The organism is Lentzea cavernae (assembly GCF_014653695.1).
In the GTDB taxonomy this organism is placed as follows: Bacteria; Actinomycetota; Actinomycetes; order Mycobacteriales; family Pseudonocardiaceae; genus Lentzea; species Lentzea cavernae.
Genome location: NZ_BNAR01000007.1, coordinates 1 through 18,329, shown reverse-complemented (window position 1 = coordinate 18,329; position 18,329 = coordinate 1). Strand labels below are relative to the sequence as shown.

Here is an 18,329-nt window from a genome sequence, read left to right as displayed (position 1 = left end):
GTCGGGGGGTCCCGCTCCTACTTGTTCTCCTGCGGTTCGGCCAGGTGCCTCAGAATCGGCATGGCCGAGCGCAGGTGTTCTCTGTCTTCTGGTGAAAGTTCGGACATTCTTTCACTCAATAGTTCGGCTTCGCCGTGAGCAAGCGACTGGATGGTCTCGCGGCCGACTTCGGTGAGCACGACTATCGTTGCCCTGCCGTCCGCGGCGTCAGGCTCACGACGGACGAGTCCGGTGGACTCCAGGCTGGTCACGACGGTTGTGGCGGTCGGCTGCGAACACAGCGCGCGCACCGCGATCTCGCCGATCCGCATCGGGCCGTGGGCACTCAGTTCTGACAGCACCAATAACTGGGTGGGTTGCAAACGGCGGGCCGGAGCGGCCTGCCGAAGACTTCGCACCAGCCGGTGCACGGCCACCACGAGTTGAAGTGCCTCGTGGTTGGTGACGGTGGTGGGCATCGTTTCTCCGCGCGCATGTGATTGTCCGAATTCGGACACGAACCCTGGCACTTTCCCTCATTCACGCTCCGCGCGCTATCCGCCACTTGCCGATAACCCATTCGGCCGTTGTGGTGACGCGGGCGTCACGCGGCGCGTCCGGCTCACTTAAATGTGCTGGTAAACAGCGTAAAAAGCGCGGTGAACCTCACTCGAACGGTCGCCGGGCTGAAGCATGATTCAACGAGACAGATCTGCTGTCAGAACTGTGGGAAGGCGCACTCGTTTCGCCGGGTGGCGCAGCGCGTACCCCCGAACGGTCCACGCGGCGCCAGGGCAGACTGGTCCGGTGAGTCCGAAAACCAGGCGTGGCGAGCTCCGCATCCACCTCGGTGCCGCTCCCGGCGTCGGAAAAACGTTCGCCATGCTCAGTGAGGCGCACCGAAGGCGGGAACGCGGCACCGATGTCGTCGTCGCATTCGTGGAGACTCACGGCCGTGCGAAGACCGCGGAGCTGGTCGAAGGCTTGGAAGTGGTGGCGCGCAGGCACTTCACGCACCGTGGCGTCGCACTGTCCGAGATGGACGTAGACGCCGTACTGGCTCGTGCGCCGCAGGTTGCCGTCGTCGACGAACTCGCACACACGAACGCGCCGGGATCGCGTAATGCGAAGCGGTGGCAGGACGTCGAGGAACTCCTCGAAGCCGGTGTCGACGTGCTGTCGACGGTGAACATTCAACATCTTGAATCACTCAACGACGTCGTTCACCGCATAACGGGCGTGCCGCAGAAGGAAACGGTGCCGGACGAGGTCGTGCGCAAAGCCGACCAGACGCAGCTCGTCGACCTCACGCCGGAAGCGCTGCGCCGCCGGCTCGCCCACGGCGACGTCTACGCGGCCAACAAGATCGACGCCGCGCTCGGCAACTACTTCCGCGTCGGAAACCTCACCGCGCTGCGCGAACTCGCGTTGCTGTGGGTCGCTGATCAAGTCGACGTGGCGTTGCTGCGATATCGGACAGAACAGCAGATCACCGACACGTGGGAGACACGCGAACGCGTCGTCGTCGCCATCACCGGCGGCGCGGAAAGCGAGACTCTCATCCGTCGCGCGCGTCGCATCGCCACGCGCGCGGGTGGCGACCTTCTCGTCGTGCACGTGCTTCGCGGCGATGGGCTCGCGGGAGCCGATCCGCACGCGCTGCAGAAGTACCGCAAACTCGCTGAGGACGTTGGTGCCACCTTCCACACCGTTGTTGGTGATGACGTTCCGACGGCGCTGTTGGAGTTCTCTCGCGGCGTCAACGCCACACAGCTCGTGGTCGGCACCTCGCGCCGTTCGCGGTTCGCGCGCGTGTTCTCAGCGGGCATCGGCTCCACGGTCGTGCAGGAATCCGGTGCGATCGACGTCCACATGGTCACCCACCCGGCGACGACCAGCGGCTGGCGCGCCCGGTTCGCGGGCAGCCCGTTGAAGCCGAGCCGGCTCGCCTGGGGCTGGTTCCTCGCGATCGCCGGGCCCGCGCTGGTCACGGCGGCGGGTGTCTCGCTGCGCAGCGGCCTGAACTTCTCCACGAACGTCATCGGCTACCTGCTGATCACGCTGGTCGTGGCGATCGTCGGCGGGCTTGGTCCCGCGATCGCCGCCGCGCTGGTCAACGCGCTGCTGCTCAACTTCTTCTTCACCGAGCCCATCTACACATTCACCATCAACGCGCAGCAGAACGTGCTCACCTTCTTCGCGATGATCATCGTGGGCGTGTCCGCCGCGTTGGTGGTGGACTACGCCGCTCGCCGTGCGGCTCAAGCAGCGCGCGCTCGCACCGAGGCCACGCTCCTCGCGTCGTACGCGCGCACCGTGCTGACGAACCCGCAACCGCTCGCACGGCTGTTGGAGAAGGTGAAGGAGAACTTCGGCCTGACGTCCATCGCGCTGCTCGAACGCGTCGACGGTGCCTGGGAGCGCGTCGCGTGCGTCGGCATCGGGCCGTGCGACGAACCCGACGACGCTGACGTCGACATAGCCGTGACGCCTGAGGTGCACCTGGCGCTGCGCGGCCGTTCGCTGCCCGCGTCCGACCGACGCGTCCTCGAGGCGGCCGCGGGGCAGGCGTTGCTCGCGCTGAGGCAGCAACGCATGGCCGAGCAGACCCTCGAAGCCCAGCGCCAGGCCTCCCGCACCGAGCTGCGCACCGCTCTCCTGAGTGCCGTCGGACACGACCTCCGCACGCCGCTGACCTCGATCAAGGCGTCGGTCGGCTCGCTGCGCGACCCGGAGCTCACCCTGTCCGGCGAGGACACCGCCGAGCTGCTGGAGGCCGTCGAGGAGTCGGCGGACCGGCTCGCCGGCCTGGTGGACAACCTGCTCGACTCGTCCCGGCTCGCCACCGGCGCCGTGGAACCGCAGTTCCGCGCCGTCGACTACTACGAGGCCGTCGCGAGGGCGCTGGCCGGCCAGCCCGGCGACGTCGAGGTCGACGTCCCGGAAACCCTCCCGCCCGTGCGCGCCGACGTGGGCCTGCTCGAACGCGTGATCGCGAACGTGGTCGGCAACGCCCTGCGCTACGCCGGCGCCGTGGCGCTGCGCGCGTCCGCCCACGGCACCGAGGTGGAGCTGCGCGTCGTGGACCACGGCCGGGGCCTGCCCGCCGGCACCGCGGACCAGGTCTTCGCCCCGTTCCAGCGCCTCGGTGACCGCACGCCGGGTGGCGTTGGTCTCGGTCTGAGCGTGGCGAAGGGCTTCACGGAGGCGATGGGAGGCACCATCACCATGGAGGACACACCCGGTGGCGGCCTCACCGTGGTGATCTCACTCCCCGCCGATGAGAGGGTCGCGTGACAAAAGTACTGGTGGTCGACGACGAGCCGCAGATCGTGCGCGCCCTGCGGATCAACCTCTCGGCCCGCGGCTACGAGGTCCTCACCGCCCCGGACGGCGCCACGGCCCTCCGTCTCGCGGCCGACGGCAAGCCCGACGTGGTGGTCCTCGACCTCGGCCTGCCGGACATGGACGGCACCGACGTCATCGCGGGCCTGCGAGGCTGGACCACGCTTCCGATCATCGTCCTGTCCGCCCGCACCGACTCGACCGACAAGGTCGACGCCCTCGACGCCGGCGCCGACGACTACGTGACGAAACCCTTCGGCATGGACGAACTCCTCGCCCGCCTCCGCGCCGCCGTCCGCCGCTCGGCCACAGCCGGCCCCGAGGACGAACCGATCGTGAAGACCGCCTCGTTCACCGTCGACCTGGCAGCGAAGCGCGTCCTCAAGGACGACGTCGAGGTGCACCTCACGCCGACCGAGTGGGGCCTGCTGGAGGTGCTGGCGCGCAACGCGGGCAAGCTCGTCGCGCAGAAGCAGCTGCTGCGCGACGTGTGGGGGCCCGCGTACGAGAAGGAGACGCACTACCTGCGGGTGTACCTGGCGCAGCTGCGGCGGAAGCTGGAGCCGGAACCGGCGCGGCCGCGGCACCTGCTGACGGAGCCCGGCATGGGGTACCGGTTCGAGCCGTGACCGACGACCACACGAGGTGGCTGGAACCGGCACCGGCCGATGAGTACGCGTTGCGCCGCAGCCGAGAGGCCGGGTGCGGCGCCGCCACCACGCTCAAAGCGACCTGGAGCTAGGGTTTCGGGTCCGGCGAGGGCGTGCTCGACGACGTGGACGGCGGCGGCGTGGTGCTCGATGCCGTCGAAGACGAGGTGGAGGACGACGTCGGCGGCTCCGTGTGGGGCGGCGGCGTGCTCTCCGTCTCGGTCCTCGTCGGCTTCGCCGGGTCGGTGGTGAGCTGCGGCTGGTCCGGCGTGCCCGGCTTCGCCTGGTCCTGCGGTGGTGCCGCCTGCTTGCGGTCCTGGTTGGACACGGCCTTCGGGGCGCCGGAGCCGGAGGACACGGTGACGACGACGGTGCTGGTGCTGCCGTCCGGTGCGACGCTCGTGATGGTCTGCACGACGTCGGCCGCCGTGCGCTCCGGTGCGGCTTCGCGGCCCGATGCGGCGAGCATGGACGCCACGGTGGCGAACAGGGTCGCCACGACCACGCCGCCCGCAGCCAGCATCACTGCCGTGCCCATGCGCTTCTTCGGCTGGGCCGGCTCGGTCGGTGACTGCGGATGATCTTCCTCGAACACACCCATCTCCTCGTGGGAAACCCGGTCGGATGGTCTTGCGTTCGAGTTATCGGCGGAAACGAACCAACGCCTCAGTCTCGCCACACCTTCGTGTAGCAGTGCGTTACATGGTCGACGACTGGCGTAACTCTACGACGTCGGAGTCGTTGGGTCCGGCTGCGTCGTCGTGGTGGTGGTCGTGACCGCCGTGGTGGTGGTCGTCGTCGCCTTGGTGGTCGTGGTCGTCGAAGAAGTCGACGTGTTCGCGGGCGGCGGGTCGTCGGTGGTGACCGTGGTGGTCGTGCCGTCCGGGCGCGTGATGGTCGTGACGCGCGTCTGCTTCTTGGTCGTCGTGGTGGTGGCGGAGGTCGTGGTCTCCGAGGTCGACGAGGTCAGCTCGGCGGACGAGACCGGCGTGGACGTCGGCACGATGCTCAGGGCGTCGCGCACGGCCTCCTTGCGCGGTGACTGGGTCGCCGGGCCCTCGCTCGCGGTGCCGGAGCCGGCGGCGAGTGAGGCGACGGCGGCGAAGACGGTCGCCAGCACCACACCTGAGGCGGCTAGGACGACCTGCGGCGCACCTCGGAAGAAGCGCGAGCGCGAGTCCGGTTCCGGGCTCTCGTACACGAAGTTTCCCCTGCTCGAAACGGTCAGCGGCCGAAGTTCTGGGTCCAGTAGTTGCCGCGGGTGTCCAGCCCCACGCCCATCGTGGTGAAGCTGCAGTTCTCGATGTTCTCGCGGTGGCCGGTGGAGTTCATCCAGCCCTTCACGACGGCCTGGGCGTTGGGGTAGCCCTTCGCGATGTTCTCGCCGCCCGGCTTCGGGTAGCCGGCTTCCTTCATCCGGACGTCGAACGTCCTGCCGTCCTGCGAGTTGTGCGAGAAGTAGTTCTTGTTCGCCATGTCCGTGCTGTGGGCCTGCGCGGCGGTCGTGATGCGGTCGTCGATCACGAGGGCCTTGCACCCCGCCGCGGCACGGGCGTCGTTCGTGAGCGCGAGCACGGCCTGCTCCGGCGTCTGGCCGGCGGGCGGCGGCGTCTGGGCGGGCGGCTTCGGCGCTTCGGGCGGCGTCGTCGTGGTGGTGGGCGCGGCTGACGAAGAAGAGGAGGAAGTCGTCGTCTCGGTCGTCGTGGTGGTGGGAGCGGAAGAGGAGGACGACGAGGCGGTGGGGATGCCGGCAGGGGTCTCTTCAACGGTCGGGCGGCCGTTGGGCGCGGCGGCGTTGCCCGTTCCGAACTGGTTCGCCGCGTCGGCGTTCTCCTGTTGCGCGGCATTGGTGAAACCGATGCCGAGAGGGGAGGTACCGGTGAAGGCGAGACCGCCGATACCGGTTGCACCGATCAGCAGGCCGAGTAAGAGGCTGCGGGCACTCACGAGTCGGGACCGTACCACTAATGGGTGACAACCCCAGAGTGCGTCATTCGTCACCTGGTGTGACTGCGGGACCATTCGGCGGTGGACGTGCGACTGAACGCGTGGGTGCGAGGACGGGTGCAGGGTGTCGGTTTCCGCTGGTGGACGCGGGCCAGAGCACTGGAACTCGGCCTGGTCGGAAGTGCTTCGAACCGGCCTGACGGACGGGTCGAGGTCGTTGCCGAGGGTTCGCGGGAGAAGTGTGAACAACTGCTGAAAGCTCTCCGTTCGGGTGACACCCCCGGACACGTCGAATCGGTCGGTGAGCAGTGGTCGGACGCCAGGGGTGACCTGACCGGGTTCATCGAGCGCTGAACCTTTCCCGCGGACATGGCGTAGTAGGGGATCGTGGACTCCTCAGAAGACGTCCTCATCCAGCTGTACGACCGCTGGAGGGGCCCGCTGCTGCACTACGTGCTGCGGCTGGTCGACGGTGATTACCAGCAGGCGGAGGACGTCGTGCAGGAGACCTTGCTCCGGGCGTGGCGGCACCACGAGGAGTTGAAACCGGACGACGCGGCGCCGTGGCTCTACACGGTCGCGAAGAACCTGGTGATCTCCGGCTACCGCCGCCGCAACGCACGCGCGACCGAGGTGCCGCTCGAGCCGGTGGACCTGCCACCGGTGAGCGACCAGGTCGAACACGTGCTGCAGACGTGGCAGATCGCGTCGGCGCTGCGGGCGCTCACGCCAGAGCACCGGACGGTCGTCATCGAGCTCTACTACCGCCGCCGCACCATCGCGGAGGCCGCCAGAACGCTCGGCATCCCGCCGGGCACGGTCAAGTCGCGCTGCTTCTACGCACTGCGGGCGCTGCGCGACGCACTGGAGGAGAGAGGGGTGACAGAGGCGTGAGCTGTCAGCACACCGTCGACGTCGGCGCCTACCTCTTCGGCTCGCTCGACCTCAAGGAGCGAGCCGCGTTCGAACGCCATCTCGGCACCTGCGAGTGCTGCCGGGCCGAGATGCTGCGACTGGCCCCGCTGCCGGGACTGCTCGGCCGCCTGACCTTGGAAGACGTCGAGAACCTCGACGAGATCCCTGCCCGCCCGCCGAAGCCGAGGTACGACCAGCGCCGGGTGCTGGTCGCGTGTGCGGCCGTTCTCGTGCTGCTCGCGCTGACCGGGGTCAGCTTCCTGGTGTGGCCGCCGCAGGCACCCCCCGTCGCGGCGCCGCCCTCGCCGTCACCGCCTCCGCTCCCGCCGACCTGGATCTCCGAGGACGCGGCCACCGGCGTGAACGGCGAGGCCGAGATGGTCTCCAAGTCGTGGGGCACCGAGATGTGGTTCAAGCTCGGCGACGTCAAACCGGGCGCGCGCTGCAAGGTCATCGTGTTCGACCGGCGCGGCCAGCGCGAGGTCGGCGGGTGGTGGGGGTCCGACCACGGCCCTGACGAGCGCATTCCCGGCTCGACCTCGTTCCGGGTGGACCAGATCGATCGTTTGGAGGTCTCGGACGAAAGCGGGTTGCTGGTCACTCTCCGTCCCTAGACGCGCAGGTCAAGGCATGCCTCCCGCACCCTGCGCAAGCGCTTGGGTACTCTGCCCGGCGTGCATCTCAAGAGCCTGACGCTGAAGGGCTTCAAGTCCTTCGCCTCGGCTACCACGCTGCGCTTCGAGCCCGGCATCACCTGTGTGGTCGGCCCCAACGGGTCCGGCAAGTCCAACGTGCTCGACGCGCTGCGCTGGGTGATGGGCACGCAGGGTGCCAAGGACCTGCGCGGCGGCAAGATGGAGGACGTCATCTTCGCCGGCACGTCCGGCCGCGCGCCGCTCGGCCGCGCCGAGGTGACGCTGACGATCGACAACGCCGACGGCATGCTGCCGATCGAGTACACCGAGGTGTCGATCACCCGCCGCATGTTCCGCGAGGGCGCCACCGAGTACGAGATCAACGGCAACTCGTGCCGCCTGATGGACATCCAGGAGTTGCTTTCGGACTCCGGCATCGGCCGCGAGATGCACGTGATCGTCGGTCAGGGCCAGCTCGCCGCGATCCTCGAGTCCAAACCGGAGGAACGGCGCGCGTTCATCGAAGAGGCCGCCGGCGTCCTGAAGCACCGCAAGCGCAAGGAAAAGGCGCTGCGCAAGCTCGAGGCGATGCAGGCGAACCTGACGCGCCTCACCGACCTCACCGCCGAACTGCGCCGCCAGCTCAAGCCCCTGGGCAAGCAGGCCGAGATCGCCCGCCGCGCGCAGGTCGTCCAGTCCGAGCTGCGCGACAGCAAGCTCCGCCTGCTCGCCGACGACCTGGTGACGCAGCGCGAGACGATCGCGCAGGAGGAGCACGACGAGGCGAAGGCCCGCGTGCGCCGCGCCGAGGTCGAGAAGTCGTTGCAGGCCGCGCAGTACCAGCAGAACGAGCTGGAGGAGCGGGTCGCGGCCGACTCGCCGAAGCTGCAGGCCGCGCAGGACACCTGGTACCGGTTGTCCGCTCTGGAGGAACGCCTCCGCGGCACGGTGAGGCTCGCCGCCGAACGAGCGCGGCACCTGTCCGACGTCGTGGACGCGCCGAGTCGCGGCCGCGACCCCGACGACCTCGACCGCGAGGCCGAGGAGACCGCCGAGATGGAGCTGGAGCTCCAGGAAGGCGTCACCGAGGCCCGCATCGCGCTCGCGGAGGCCGTGGAGACGCGCGCCGAGCTGGAGCGCATGGTGTCGCAGGCGGAGAAGGCGCACATCGCCGCCGTCCGCGCGATCGCCGACCGCCGAGAGGGCCTCGCGCGCCTGTCCGGTCAGGTGGAAGCGTTGCGCAGCAAGACGAACGCCACCGCCGAGGAGATCGAACGCCTCTCCGTCACGGTGGCAGAGGCGTCCGAACGCGTCGAGTTCGCCTCGATGGAACTGGCGGAGGCCCGCGAGATCACCGGCACCGAGGACGAGGACGACCACGGCCTCGACGAACGCCACCGCCAGGCCGTGCAGTCCAACGACGCGGCACGGCAGCGCGTCGAGGAGCTCGTCAAAGCCGAACGCACCGCGGAACGCGACATCGCGTCGTGGCGCGCCCGCGTCGACGCTCTGTCGCTCGGCCTGACGCGCAAGGACGGTGCGGGCGCGCTGCTCGCGTCGGACGTGCCGGGCCTGCTGGGTTCCGTCGCCGCGCTGCTGACCGTGGAACCGGGCTACGAGGTTGCGCTGGCCGCCGCGCTCGGCCCGATCGCCGACGCCGTCGCGGTGTCGTCCGGTGACGGCGCGCTCGCCGCCCTGAAGCTGTTGAAGGAGAACGACGCCGGCCGCGCGGGTGTCCTCATCGGCTCGTACGGGTCCACTGTGGACACGAGTCAGTGGGGTCACTTGCCGCACGGCGCGCGGTGGGCGATCGACGTCGTGCACGCGCCGGAGGCGTTGCGTCCGGCGCTGGCCCGTGCGCTCGACCGCCTCGCGGTGGTGGACGACCTGGACTCTGCGGCCCGGTTCAGCGGCCGCGCGGTGACCCGCGAGGGCGACCTCTTCGGCACGGACTGGGCCGTCGGCGGCTCGGGGGCCCGGGGCCAGAGCGTCATCGAGGTGCAGGCCGCCGTCGACGAGGCGCAGGAGCAGCTCGCGACCGCGGAACGGGCGCTGGAGCACGCTTCGGCCGCGCTCGAGGGCGCCCGCGCCGAGCAGCAGGCCCGCCGCAAGGTGCTCGACGCGGTCAAGGAGGCAATGCAGGAGGCCAAGGTCCGCCAGGCCCGCTCCGGTGAGCGGCTGAACCGGATGGCCGCGGCGGTGCGGTCGGCGGAGGCCGAGGTCAACCGCATCACCGAGCAGCGCGCCAAGGTCGAACGGTCGCGCGAGGAAGCCCTGATGAAGCTGGGCGAGCTCGAAGAGCGGCTGCTGATGGCCGAGGAGGAGCAGACCCTCGAGGACGAGCCGGACACCGAGCAGCGCGACGCGTTGTCCGCGGAGCTGGCTCAGGCGCGTCAGGGCGAGATGGACGCACGTCTGGTGCAGCGCACGGCCGAGGAGCGCGCTCGGGCCGTGCAGGGCAAGGCAGAGGGCCTGCGCCGGGCCGCACGCGCTGAGCGTGAGGCTCGCGAGCGCCACGCCCGCGCCACGGCTCACCGTGCGCGTGGTGCCGTCGTCGCGAAGGCCGTCGTCCGCGGCGGCGAGCAGGCGCTGGAACGCATCGAGATCTCGCTGTCGCGTGCCGCCCGTGAGCGCGACCTGGCGCAGGAACGCCGTTCGCAGCACGAACTCCTGCTGACGCAGGTGCGCAACCTGGTGCGGGAGATGTCCGGTGAGCTGGAGAAGCTCGTGGACGCCGTGCACCGCGACGAGGTCCTGCGCGCCGAGCAGCGCATGCGCATCGAGCAGCTGGAAACCAAGATCGCCGAGGACTTCGGCATCGGCCTGGAGGACCTGACCACCGAGTACGGCCCCGACGTCATGGTGCCCGCCTCGGCCGCCGAGATGGCCGAGTACCAGGCCGCCAAGGAACGCGGCGAGCAGGTCTCCGAGCCGCAGCCGATGCCGTACGACCGCGACACCCAGGTCCGCCGAGCCAAGCGCGCCGAGCGCGACATGTCGTTGCTGGGCAAGGTGAACCCGCTCGCCCTGGAGGAGTTCGCGGCGCTGGAGGAGCGCTACAAGTTCCTCTCCACGCAGCTCGAGGACATCAAGGACACCCGCCGCGACCTGCTCACCGTTGTGAAGGAGGTCGACGACAAGATCCTCGAGGTCTTCACGCTGGCCTACGAGGACGTGGCGCGCGAGTTCGAGATCGTCTTCAAGGTCCTGTTCCCCGGTGGCGACGGCCGTCTGGTGCTGACCGAGCCCGGCGACATGCTGACCACCGGCATCGAGCTCGAGGCCCGCCCGCCCGGCAAGAAGGTCAAGCGCCTGTCGCTGCTCTCCGGTGGCGAGAAGTCGCTGGCCGCCGTCGCGATGCTGGTCGCGATCTTCCGCGCCCGCCCCTCACCGTTCTACGTGATGGACGAGGTCGAGGCGGCGCTGGACGACACGAACCTGCACCGGCTGATCAGCCTGTTCGAGCAGCTGCGGGAGAAGTCGCAGCTGCTGATCATCACGCACCAGAAGCCGACCATGGAGATCGCGGACGCGCTGTACGGCGTCTCGATGCGCGGTGACGGCATCTCGCAGGTGATCTCGCAGCGGCTGCGCACGTCCGCCGACGAGCCCGCCCGTGCGGCGGCACGACCCGCCACGGAGCCGGCCGCGTCCGCTGAGCCCGTCGCGGAGACGGCCGAACCCGCTGAGCCCGTTGCGGAGACGGCCGAACCCGCGGCGCCCGAGGCCTAGCGCGGCGGAACCGCAGGGTCAGGCACCGCGGGAGTCGAGCCTGGCCGCCTGCTCCGGCGTCGGCGCGGTGCCGCCGAGGTGCGCGGGAGTCCACCAGGTACCCGGCTCGTTCGGGTAGGAGGCCTGCGCGGTGTCGAGCAGGTCCTGCATCCGCTTGTGCAGCACCTCGTCACCGGAGTCGCCGGGGGAGGCCTCGAACGGCTCGCCGATGAGGATCGTGATCGGCACGTGCCGCTGGGTCAGGTTCTTGGGACGGCCCTTGGTCCACAGGCGCTGGGTGCCCCACAACGCCATGGGGATGATCGGAACGCCGGCCTCGTGCGCCAGGCGGTTCGCGCCGGACTTGATGTCCTTGACGGTGAACGACCGGCTGATCGTGGCCTCGGGGAAGATCCCGACGACCTCGCCGGTGCGGAGCGCGGACAGGGCCTGCTGGTAGGAGGCCTGGCCCGCGCTCCGGTCGACGGGGATGTGGTGCATGCCGCGCATGAGCGGGCCTGCGATCTTGTTGGCGAAGATCTCGTGCTTCGCCATGAACCGCGTGAGGCGCCCCGAGGGATGCGCGCCGTAGCCCGCGAAGATGAAGTCGAGGTAGCTGACGTGGTTCGACGCCAGCACCGCCCCACCCGTGCGCGGAACGTGGTGCGCCCCCTCCACGGTGATCCGCAGGTCGAGCACCTTGAACATGGTCTTCGCTGCGGCGATCACCGGGGGATATACGCGATCCGACATGCTTCCGAACGGTAGCCTAGAGAACCTACTGGCCGGTAGACGACCCTTCGTGTTCTCGCATGACCTTGGGCACGCCCGCCAGATCCTCGTCGTTGCACAGCAGCTTGAGGTCGTAGTACGGGTTTCCGTGCGTGTCGTCGTAGTCGAGATGGACTGCGATCACGTCCACGGGTTCGCCCAGCCAGTCCTGGGTCTGCCGCAACCAGGCGGCAGCACGTTCCAGAGCTGACGGAAGATCATCGTCTCGGAATTCGACCGGCCGATACGGAACTCCCTGGACACCGTCCCGGATGTTCGGCGGCAAGGGCAGGTCGACGGCCACCCCGGATTCGTTGAGATCGAGTTGGATCGTTTCCTCACTCACCGTAGAAGAGTCCCCCACCCTCACCTGCCCTGCAAGCCCGAATCTGGGTGGCGCCGGTGTTCGTGAGGGGGCATACCAGTGCTGCGGAGGCCGCCGGTGTGAGTGTTGTCTCCCACGTCAGGGAGCCCGCTTGAGGAACGCGATGTCGCGCTTGACCTTGGTGATCCGGTCGTGGGTCGGCACGAACAACCGCGACAGTGCGGTGTGGAGCTCCTCCAGCTCCTCCGCCGCCCCCGCCGGATCGCCCGCCTGGTAGCGCAGGTTGGCCAGCAGCTGCCGGGTCTCCAGCACGTCGGCGTGCTCGGGGCCGAGGACGCGGACCTGGTCGCGCAGGAGCGGTTCGCAGACGTCCACGGCCTTCTTGAGCTGCTTCGCGGTGCCGAGCACGCGGGCGAGGTTCAGCCGGACGGAGAGCGTCCCGGGGTCGTCCGCGCCCGCTTCGCGCACGTACTCCTTGGTGAGCGCGCGCAGCTCGGCGGCGGCGCCGCGGAAGTCGCCGGAGTGCGCCTTGGCCTCCGCCTGCGCGGCCCGGACGGCCAGTTCTTCGGACGACATCCACGTCATTTTACCGGGCCGCGCGTCCGTTACCTGAGCGCCGGGAAAACTCCCTCGCTTCGAACGGCCGTGCGAGTGACCATTCCTCCTATGTACGACATCCGTTTCGCCGAACCTGGCGACCTCGGCGCCACGATGGCGCTGCTGGTCCGGCTCCAGGCCGACAAGGCACACCACATCGGGTACCTCGGTGAGACAGTCGAAGAGCTCCGCGCGGAGCTCGGTGAGTTCGAGCCCAGCTGGGCGGACTGCACGGTGGTGGCCGTCGACGCAGACGACAACATCACCGGCATGCTCAGCGTGGAGGTCGACGCCGAGCTCGGCCGTGCGTGGCTGCACGGACCGTTCGTCGACGTACCGGTCAACCACCCCGCGGGCAGCCGCATCTGGGACCAGACCGCCGACGCGATGTTCCGGCGCGCCACCGAGCTCTTGACCGGCATCACCGACCTCGAGCTCTACGGGCACACAGCCCACCGACGACTGGCGGCGTTCGCCGAACGGCACGCCTTCAGCGCCGGCAAGGCGAGCGCCATCCACATACTCGACAACGGGGATCTGCGCACGTTGCTGCTCAGGGACGCCAAATGTCCCAGCGACCGCGAGATGCGCGTCCTCCCGACCGACGAGTTCGTGCACGAGGCCGTCGCCGTGCTGCACGAGCGATGTTTCCCGCACACGTACCTGTCCGGGAAACAACTCGTCGAATCCGATCCGGCCAAACGCACCGTCGTCGTCGCCATGGACGGCGAACGCGTGCTCGGGTACGCCGCGGGCAAGGCCCAGCCCGAGGAGTACTACGTCGACTTCGTGGCCGTCGAACCCGATGTTCGCGGTCAGGGCGTGGGCGCCGCTCTCGTCACCGAACTGCTGTGGAAGCTCGCGGCCGAGCACGGGGCTCGGCCGCAGGCCGCCGCGTCGATCTACGCGGGCAACGAGAGCTCGCGGAACATGTTCGCCCGCCTAGGATTCCGCCTTCACATCGAGCTCGTCTCGTACCGGCACACCGCGTGAATGACGCAATGACAGCAACCCACCCACCAGCAAGGTGACCGCCACCCCCAGGGGCGTGTTCCACCAGCCGGTCAGGGACTTCAGGTCGGCCGTGGCCTTCCCGAAGTTGATCGTCGGCGTGCTGCCGGCGAACTTGACCCCGAGAATCACGAAACCGACGACCAGCACCGTCGCCACGAACGCGATGATCGCGTCCGCCTGCGTGACGCGCTTGAAGATGAGGCCGAGGAGGAAGGCCCCGAGCAGCGCGCCGTAGGTGTACCCGGCGATGCCCAGCGCCTGCACCACGATCGGATCCGCCGTGGTCTTGTTCGAAGAGGCGAACAGGCCCGCGCAGACGATCAGCAGACCCGCCCACACCAGGGTCCAGGCCCGGCCGTGGCGCAGGCGTTCGTCGTCGGTCATCGGGGTCTTGCGGATGCGCTCGTAGACGTCCGTGACGGTGCTGGAGGCCAAGGCGCCCAACGACGACGACAGCGCGGCCGCGAGGATGCCGGCGATCACGAAGCCGGACAGGCCCGACGGCAGCGAGTTGACGATGAAGTACCCGAAGAGCTCGTCCTTGTTGCCGAGCTTCAGGTCCTTCACGGGGTCCACGCCGTTGTAGAAGGCCCACATCATCACGCCGATGAACAGGAAGAACGCGAACTGCAGGAACACCACGAAACCGGAGGCGATCAACGCCTTCTGCGCGGACTTCACGTCCTTGGTGGACATGAGCCGCTGCACGATCAGCTGGTCCGCGCCGTGCGAGGCCATCGACAGCAGCGCGCCGCCGAAGAACGCGGCGATGAACGGGTACGCGCCCGTCAACGGTGACGAGGTGAAGTCGAAGATCTGGAACTTGTTGACGTCGACGGCCTTCGAGAACCAGCCGTCCTGCAGCTGCCCGGACAGCCACCAGATCACCACGAGACCACCGAGGACGTACCAGAGCATCTGGATGGCGTCGACCCACACGACCGCGCGCACGCCGCCGAAGAAGCTGTAGAACACCATCGCGACGCCGAGCGCCAGGATGATCGTCCAGTAGTTGGCCTCGATGCCGTACTGGGCCAGCACCAGCTTGATCGGGATCGCCGTGGCGAAGAGCCGGATGCCGTCCGCGAGCAGGCGCGTGAAGAGGAACGTCACGGACGCCGTGGCGCGCATGCCGTTGCCGTACCGCTTGCCCAGGAACGCGTACGCCGTCACGAGGTCACCGGCGATGTAGCGCGGCAGCAGCACGAAGCTCACGATGATCCGGCCGACGATGTACCCGAGCGCGAGCGTCAGGTACGTCATGCCGCCCTGCGCGGGCGTCGCCATGTACGCGATCACCGGCACGCTCAGCACGGTGAGCGTCGAGGTCTCCGCGGACACGACCGACAGGCAGACGACCCACCACGAGATGCGCTTCTCGCTGACGAAGTAGTCGGTGGACGACTTCTGCCTGCCGCCGATCCACATGCCGAGCAACGGCATGCCGACGAGGAACAGGACGATGATCGCGAGGTCTAGTCCGCGCACTTCGGTTCCCCCACATTCAGCTTGGTGACTGCGGTCGTGACGGGCTCGGGCATTCGGAGCGGCCCGCCGCCGGGCGTGATGCTGCCGAGCAGCCGCGGACCGGACGCGCCGGTCGCGGACGGCGTGTTGCCCGCGATCCCGTGCCACGTCAGGAATCCGAGCAGCGCGGCGAGGTAGGCCTCCTTGCCGTCGCGCGGCAGGCCCAGCGAGTCGCTGATCTTCAACGGGATGGGGTCGAGGGCCTTGGTGAGCGCCTCGACCAGCACCGGGTTGCGCATGCCGCCGCCGGACGCGACGACCGTGCTCGCGTCGTGCGCGCGGCAGGCGTCCGCGATGGTGCGGGCGGTCAGTTCGGCGAGCGTGCGGAGCATGTCCTCGGCCTGGACCGTGGGAAAGCCCTGGAGGTACTCGGCGTTGAAGTGCTCCTTGCCCGTCGACTTGGGCCACGGCTTGGCGTAGTACGGGTCGGCGAGGAGCTTCTTGAGGACGTCTTCCCTCACGGTGCCCCTGCTCGCGAACTCGCCGTTGGTGTCCTGGCGCCGTTCGCCGTTCGAGAGGACCTCCATGACGGCGTCCATCAGCGCGTTGCCGGGGCCCGTGTCGTAGGCGATCGGCGGGCTGCCGGGCCGGACGACGGTGATGTTCGCGATTCCGCCGATGTTCAGCGCGACCGCGTTCCCGGCCATGCCGGCGAGCCACAACGCGTCGAGCGTGCTGGCCAGCGGCGCTCCGTGGCCTCCCGCGGCGACGTCGCGGACCCTGAGGTCGGCGACGACGGGGACGCCGGTGCGTTCGGCGATCCAGGCGGGCTGGCCGAGCTGCAGCGTGCCGAGGCAGTCGCCGTCCTGCACCTCGTGGTGGACGGTCTGGCCGAGGGAGCTGATCAGGTCCGCCGGCAGGTACCCGGCGGCGACTTCGCCGAAAGCCTGCCCGAGCGACGTGTCGAAGGCGCACACTTCAGCGAGATCGCGCGGCTTCTCCAGCAGGTCCTTCGGAAACGGGTGCTCGGCGCACTGCACCGGCACGAGTTCGACGACGTCACCGTTGATCGACAGGTCGGCGACGGCGACGTCGATGCCGTCCATCGACGTGCCGGAAATCAGTCCGATCACCCTCACGACGTGTGGTCTATTCCACACCGTGGCAGGGCGCAAGAGCTTTGGTGAAATCTTCGCCTAATTGAGCAACAACTGGTTGACAGGTCACATGCGGGTCTGTGAAACCATGGGCCGGTGTCGACGTCCTCCCTTGTCCTGATCCTCGTCGTCGTGGCGGTCGTGCTGATCGCCGCGCTGGTGACCGGTGTGGTGCTGACGCGTCGCCGTCGCATCAGCCTGACCCAGAAGGAGGAGACGCCGAAGCCCGGCGGATACCAGGCCTCGGCCGGCATCACCTTCACCCCGGCCGCCCCCGGCGCCACCGACGCCGAGGCGGTCGCGGTCGCCGAAGCCGAGGTGACCCCCGTGCACCCGGCTCCCGTGGAGCACCCGGTCGCCGACCGGACCGAGACCGACGGCCAGCCCGGCGTGGGCGACGACGCCTCCGTGCCGCGCGACTCGGTGAAGCGCGGCTTCGTCGAGGTCGACCTGCCCGTCGAGGCGTCCGAGGTCGAGGAGATCGAGCCGACCGCCGGTCGTCTCGAGCGGCTGCGCGGCAAGCTGTCGAAGTCGCGCAACGCGTTCGGCACCTCGCTGCTGGGCCTGCTCGGCGCCGGCGACCTGGACGAGGACTCGTGGCAGGACGTCGAGGACACGCTGCTGATCGCGGACCTCGGGGCGACGCTCACCACCGAGATCGTGGCGACGCTGCGCTCGAAGCTCGCCGAGTCCGGCGTGCGGACCGAGGCACAGGCCCAGGCGCTGGTGCGCACGGTCCTCGTCGACGCTCTCGGCCCTCGGATGGACCGGTCGTTGAAGGCGCTGCCGCACGCCGGCAAGCCCGCCGTGCTCCTGGTCGTCGGTGTGAACGGTGTCGGCAAGACCACCACCACCGGCAAGCTTGCGCGCGTGTTGGTGGCTGATGGGCGCACGGTGCTGCTTGGCGCTGCTGACACGTTCCGTGCTGCTGCCGCCGACCAGTTGGAGACCTGGGGCAAGCGTGTTGGTGCGGAGACCGTGCGCGGGCCCGAGGGCGGCGACCCGGCCTCGGTGGCGTTCGAGTCGGTGAAGCGGGGGATGGACACCGGGGTCGACACGGTTTTGATCGACACCGCTGGGCGGTTGCACACCAAGAAGGGCCTGATGGACGAGCTTGGCAAGGTCAAGCGCGTTGTCGAGAAGCAGGCTGTGGTGGATGAGGTTCTGCTGGTTCTGGATGCGACTACCGGTCAGAACGGGTTGACGCAGGCTCGGGTGTTTGCGGAGCAGGTTGCGATTACCGGGATTGTTCTGACCAAGTTGGATGGGACTGCCAAGGGCGGGATCGTGTTCCAGGTGCAGCGGGAGCTTGGGGTTCCGGTGAAGCTCGTTGGGCTTGGTGAAGGGGCTGACCACTTGGCGCCGTTTGAGCCTGGTGCGTTTGTGGACGCTTTGCTCGGGTGATCTTGTCGGAGCTGCTGAGTAGGTTGTGATGTAGGGGTTCCCGGAACGGGGGGACGCCTGCGTTAGCTTGGCTGGTTTGCGGTTTGTGGTCTTGCGGGTGGGTCGTTTCCGCGAGTTGGCGGGTGGGTTGGGTTGGGTGCGGCGTGTTGCGGTTGCGTGCTTTCCCCTGGGGGCTCTGCCCCCAGACCCCCGGCAATCTGATCCGGGGGGTGGCGCCGTGGGTGGGTTGATGGCACGCCTGTTGCGTTGGGCGGCTGCGCGTTGAGTTCGTGGTTGCGTTGGCGGTGGGGTCCCGTCACGAGTCGCACCAGGAGCTGGCCACATGCAGGTAGGGGTGTCAACTCGACAAAAAGCGTGGAGTTGTCCCCGGTTCCCGGACACGGGGTGTTCACGCAGCGTAGGTGATGCGTGT

Annotated in this window: 17 protein-coding genes; 8 read left to right on the top strand and 9 right to left on the bottom strand. The window is 68.9% G+C overall.

The window, feature by feature from the left end; all coding sequences use genetic code 11:
• Positions 1 to 17 precede the first annotated feature (17 nt).
• The gene (locus tag IE307_RS23010) at positions 18 to 458 is read right to left on the bottom strand and encodes a MarR family winged helix-turn-helix transcriptional regulator (RefSeq protein ID WP_191300946.1); all 441 of its coding nucleotides are present in this window, start codon (positions 456 to 458) and stop codon (positions 18 to 20) included.
• A gap of 328 nt (positions 459 to 786) precedes the next feature.
• On the opposite strand from IE307_RS23010, the gene IE307_RS23005 reads away from it, so the two are divergent.
• On the top strand, positions 787 to 3,276 hold the full coding sequence (locus tag IE307_RS23005) for a sensor histidine kinase (RefSeq protein ID WP_229904992.1): 2,490 nt from the start codon (positions 787 to 789) through the stop codon (positions 3,274 to 3,276).
• The gene (locus IE307_RS23000) at positions 3,273 to 3,953 is read left to right on the top strand and encodes a response regulator (RefSeq protein ID WP_191300942.1); all 681 of its coding nucleotides are present in this window, start codon (positions 3,273 to 3,275) and stop codon (positions 3,951 to 3,953) included. The genes IE307_RS23005 and IE307_RS23000 overlap by 4 nt, the downstream gene beginning before the upstream one ends.
• Before the next feature lie 109 nt (positions 3,954 to 4,062).
• Here the strand turns inward: IE307_RS23000 and IE307_RS22995 are convergent, their stop codons facing one another.
• The 3 genes from IE307_RS22995 to IE307_RS22985 all read right to left on the bottom strand — a co-directional run bounded on the left by IE307_RS22995 (position 4,063) and on the right by IE307_RS22985 (position 5,921).
• Positions 4,063 to 4,569, bottom strand: coding sequence for a hypothetical protein (locus tag IE307_RS22995; RefSeq protein ID WP_191300940.1), 507 nt, complete (start codon positions 4,567 to 4,569; stop codon positions 4,063 to 4,065).
• Positions 4,570 to 4,698: 129 nt separating this feature from the next.
• A complete protein-coding gene (locus tag IE307_RS22990) occupies positions 4,699 to 5,175 on the bottom strand; it encodes a hypothetical protein (RefSeq protein ID WP_191300938.1) in 477 nt (158 codons plus the stop codon).
• A gap of 23 nt (positions 5,176 to 5,198) precedes the next feature.
• Entirely contained in the window at positions 5,199 to 5,921 is a 723-nt protein-coding gene (locus IE307_RS22985; RefSeq protein ID WP_191300936.1) for a CAP domain-containing protein, read from the bottom strand.
• An 81-nt stretch (positions 5,922 to 6,002) separates the two neighbouring features.
• On the opposite strand from IE307_RS22985, the gene IE307_RS22980 reads away from it, so the two are divergent.
• From IE307_RS22980 to smc, 4 genes are read left to right on the top strand one after another with little or no spacing between them, the layout of a single operon-like run.
• Entirely contained in the window at positions 6,003 to 6,275 is a 273-nt protein-coding gene (locus tag IE307_RS22980; protein WP_229904991.1) for an acylphosphatase, read from the top strand.
• Positions 6,276 to 6,308: 33 nt separating this feature from the next.
• Positions 6,309 to 6,815: a sigma-70 family RNA polymerase sigma factor gene (locus IE307_RS22975; protein ID WP_191300934.1), complete on the top strand. Its 507-nt coding sequence runs from the start codon at positions 6,309 to 6,311 to the stop codon at positions 6,813 to 6,815.
• Complete coding sequence (locus tag IE307_RS22970) at positions 6,812 to 7,450, top strand: anti-sigma factor family protein (protein WP_191300932.1); 639 nt, start codon at positions 6,812 to 6,814, stop codon at positions 7,448 to 7,450. Before IE307_RS22975 ends, IE307_RS22970 begins: the two co-directional genes overlap by 4 nt.
• A gap of 60 nt (positions 7,451 to 7,510) precedes the next feature.
• Positions 7,511 to 11,203, top strand: coding sequence for a chromosome segregation protein SMC (smc, locus tag IE307_RS22965; RefSeq protein WP_191300930.1), 3,693 nt, complete (start codon positions 7,511 to 7,513; stop codon positions 11,201 to 11,203).
• An 18-nt stretch (positions 11,204 to 11,221) separates the two neighbouring features.
• Here smc and IE307_RS22960 read toward each other — a convergent pair whose 3' ends face one another.
• From IE307_RS22960 to IE307_RS22950, 3 genes are all read right to left on the bottom strand, one after another.
• Positions 11,222 to 11,935 carry a lysophospholipid acyltransferase family protein gene (locus IE307_RS22960; protein WP_191300929.1) on the bottom strand — a complete coding sequence of 238 codons (714 nt, stop codon included), beginning with the start codon at positions 11,933 to 11,935 and terminating at the stop codon, positions 11,222 to 11,224.
• Positions 11,936 to 11,960: 25 nt separating this feature from the next.
• Positions 11,961 to 12,299, bottom strand: a complete 339-nt coding sequence (locus tag IE307_RS22955; RefSeq protein ID WP_191300926.1) for a hypothetical protein — start codon at positions 12,297 to 12,299, stop codon at positions 11,961 to 11,963.
• Positions 12,300 to 12,416: 117 nt separating this feature from the next.
• The gene (locus tag IE307_RS22950) at positions 12,417 to 12,854 is read right to left on the bottom strand and encodes a tetratricopeptide repeat protein (protein WP_191300924.1); all 438 of its coding nucleotides are present in this window, start codon (positions 12,852 to 12,854) and stop codon (positions 12,417 to 12,419) included.
• A 90-nt stretch (positions 12,855 to 12,944) separates the two neighbouring features.
• On the opposite strand from IE307_RS22950, the gene IE307_RS22945 reads away from it, so the two are divergent.
• A complete protein-coding gene (locus IE307_RS22945) occupies positions 12,945 to 13,868 on the top strand; it encodes a GNAT family N-acetyltransferase (protein WP_191300922.1) in 924 nt (307 codons plus the stop codon).
• Here IE307_RS22945 and IE307_RS22940 read toward each other — a convergent pair.
• Together IE307_RS22940 and IE307_RS22935 are read right to left on the bottom strand one after the other, a co-directional pair.
• Entirely contained in the window at positions 13,818 to 15,377 is a 1,560-nt protein-coding gene (locus tag IE307_RS22940; protein WP_191300920.1) for a sodium:solute symporter, read from the bottom strand. The two genes, IE307_RS22945 and IE307_RS22940, sit on opposite strands and share 51 nt — an antisense overlap.
• Entirely contained in the window at positions 15,365 to 16,489 is a 1,125-nt protein-coding gene (locus tag IE307_RS22935) for an anhydro-N-acetylmuramic acid kinase (RefSeq protein ID WP_191301715.1), read from the bottom strand. The genes IE307_RS22940 and IE307_RS22935 overlap by 13 nt, the downstream gene beginning before the upstream one ends.
• A gap of 120 nt (positions 16,490 to 16,609) precedes the next feature.
• Here IE307_RS22935 and ftsY point away from each other — a divergent pair, with 120 nt between their 5' ends.
• Positions 16,610 to 17,917 (top strand): signal recognition particle-docking protein FtsY, encoded by a 1,308-nt coding sequence (gene ftsY / locus IE307_RS22930; protein WP_191300918.1) that lies wholly within the window; start codon positions 16,610 to 16,612, stop codon positions 17,915 to 17,917.
• Positions 17,918 to 18,329: the final 412 nt, after the last annotated feature.

Excerpts from the sequence above, each read along its gene's own strand:
- IE307_RS23010 (WP_191300946.1), bottom strand. The coding sequence starts at position 458 with ATGCCCACCACCGTCACCAACCACGAGGCACTTCAACTCGTGGTGGCC.
- IE307_RS22960 (WP_191300929.1), bottom strand. The coding sequence starts at position 11,935 with ATGTCGGATCGCGTATATCCCCCGGTGATCGCCGCAGCGAAGACCATG.
- IE307_RS22950 (WP_191300924.1), bottom strand. The coding sequence starts at position 12,854 with ATGTCGTCCGAAGAACTGGCCGTCCGGGCCGCGCAGGCGGAGGCCAAG.
- IE307_RS22945 (WP_191300922.1), top strand. The coding sequence starts at position 12,945 with ATGTACGACATCCGTTTCGCCGAACCTGGCGACCTCGGCGCCACGATG.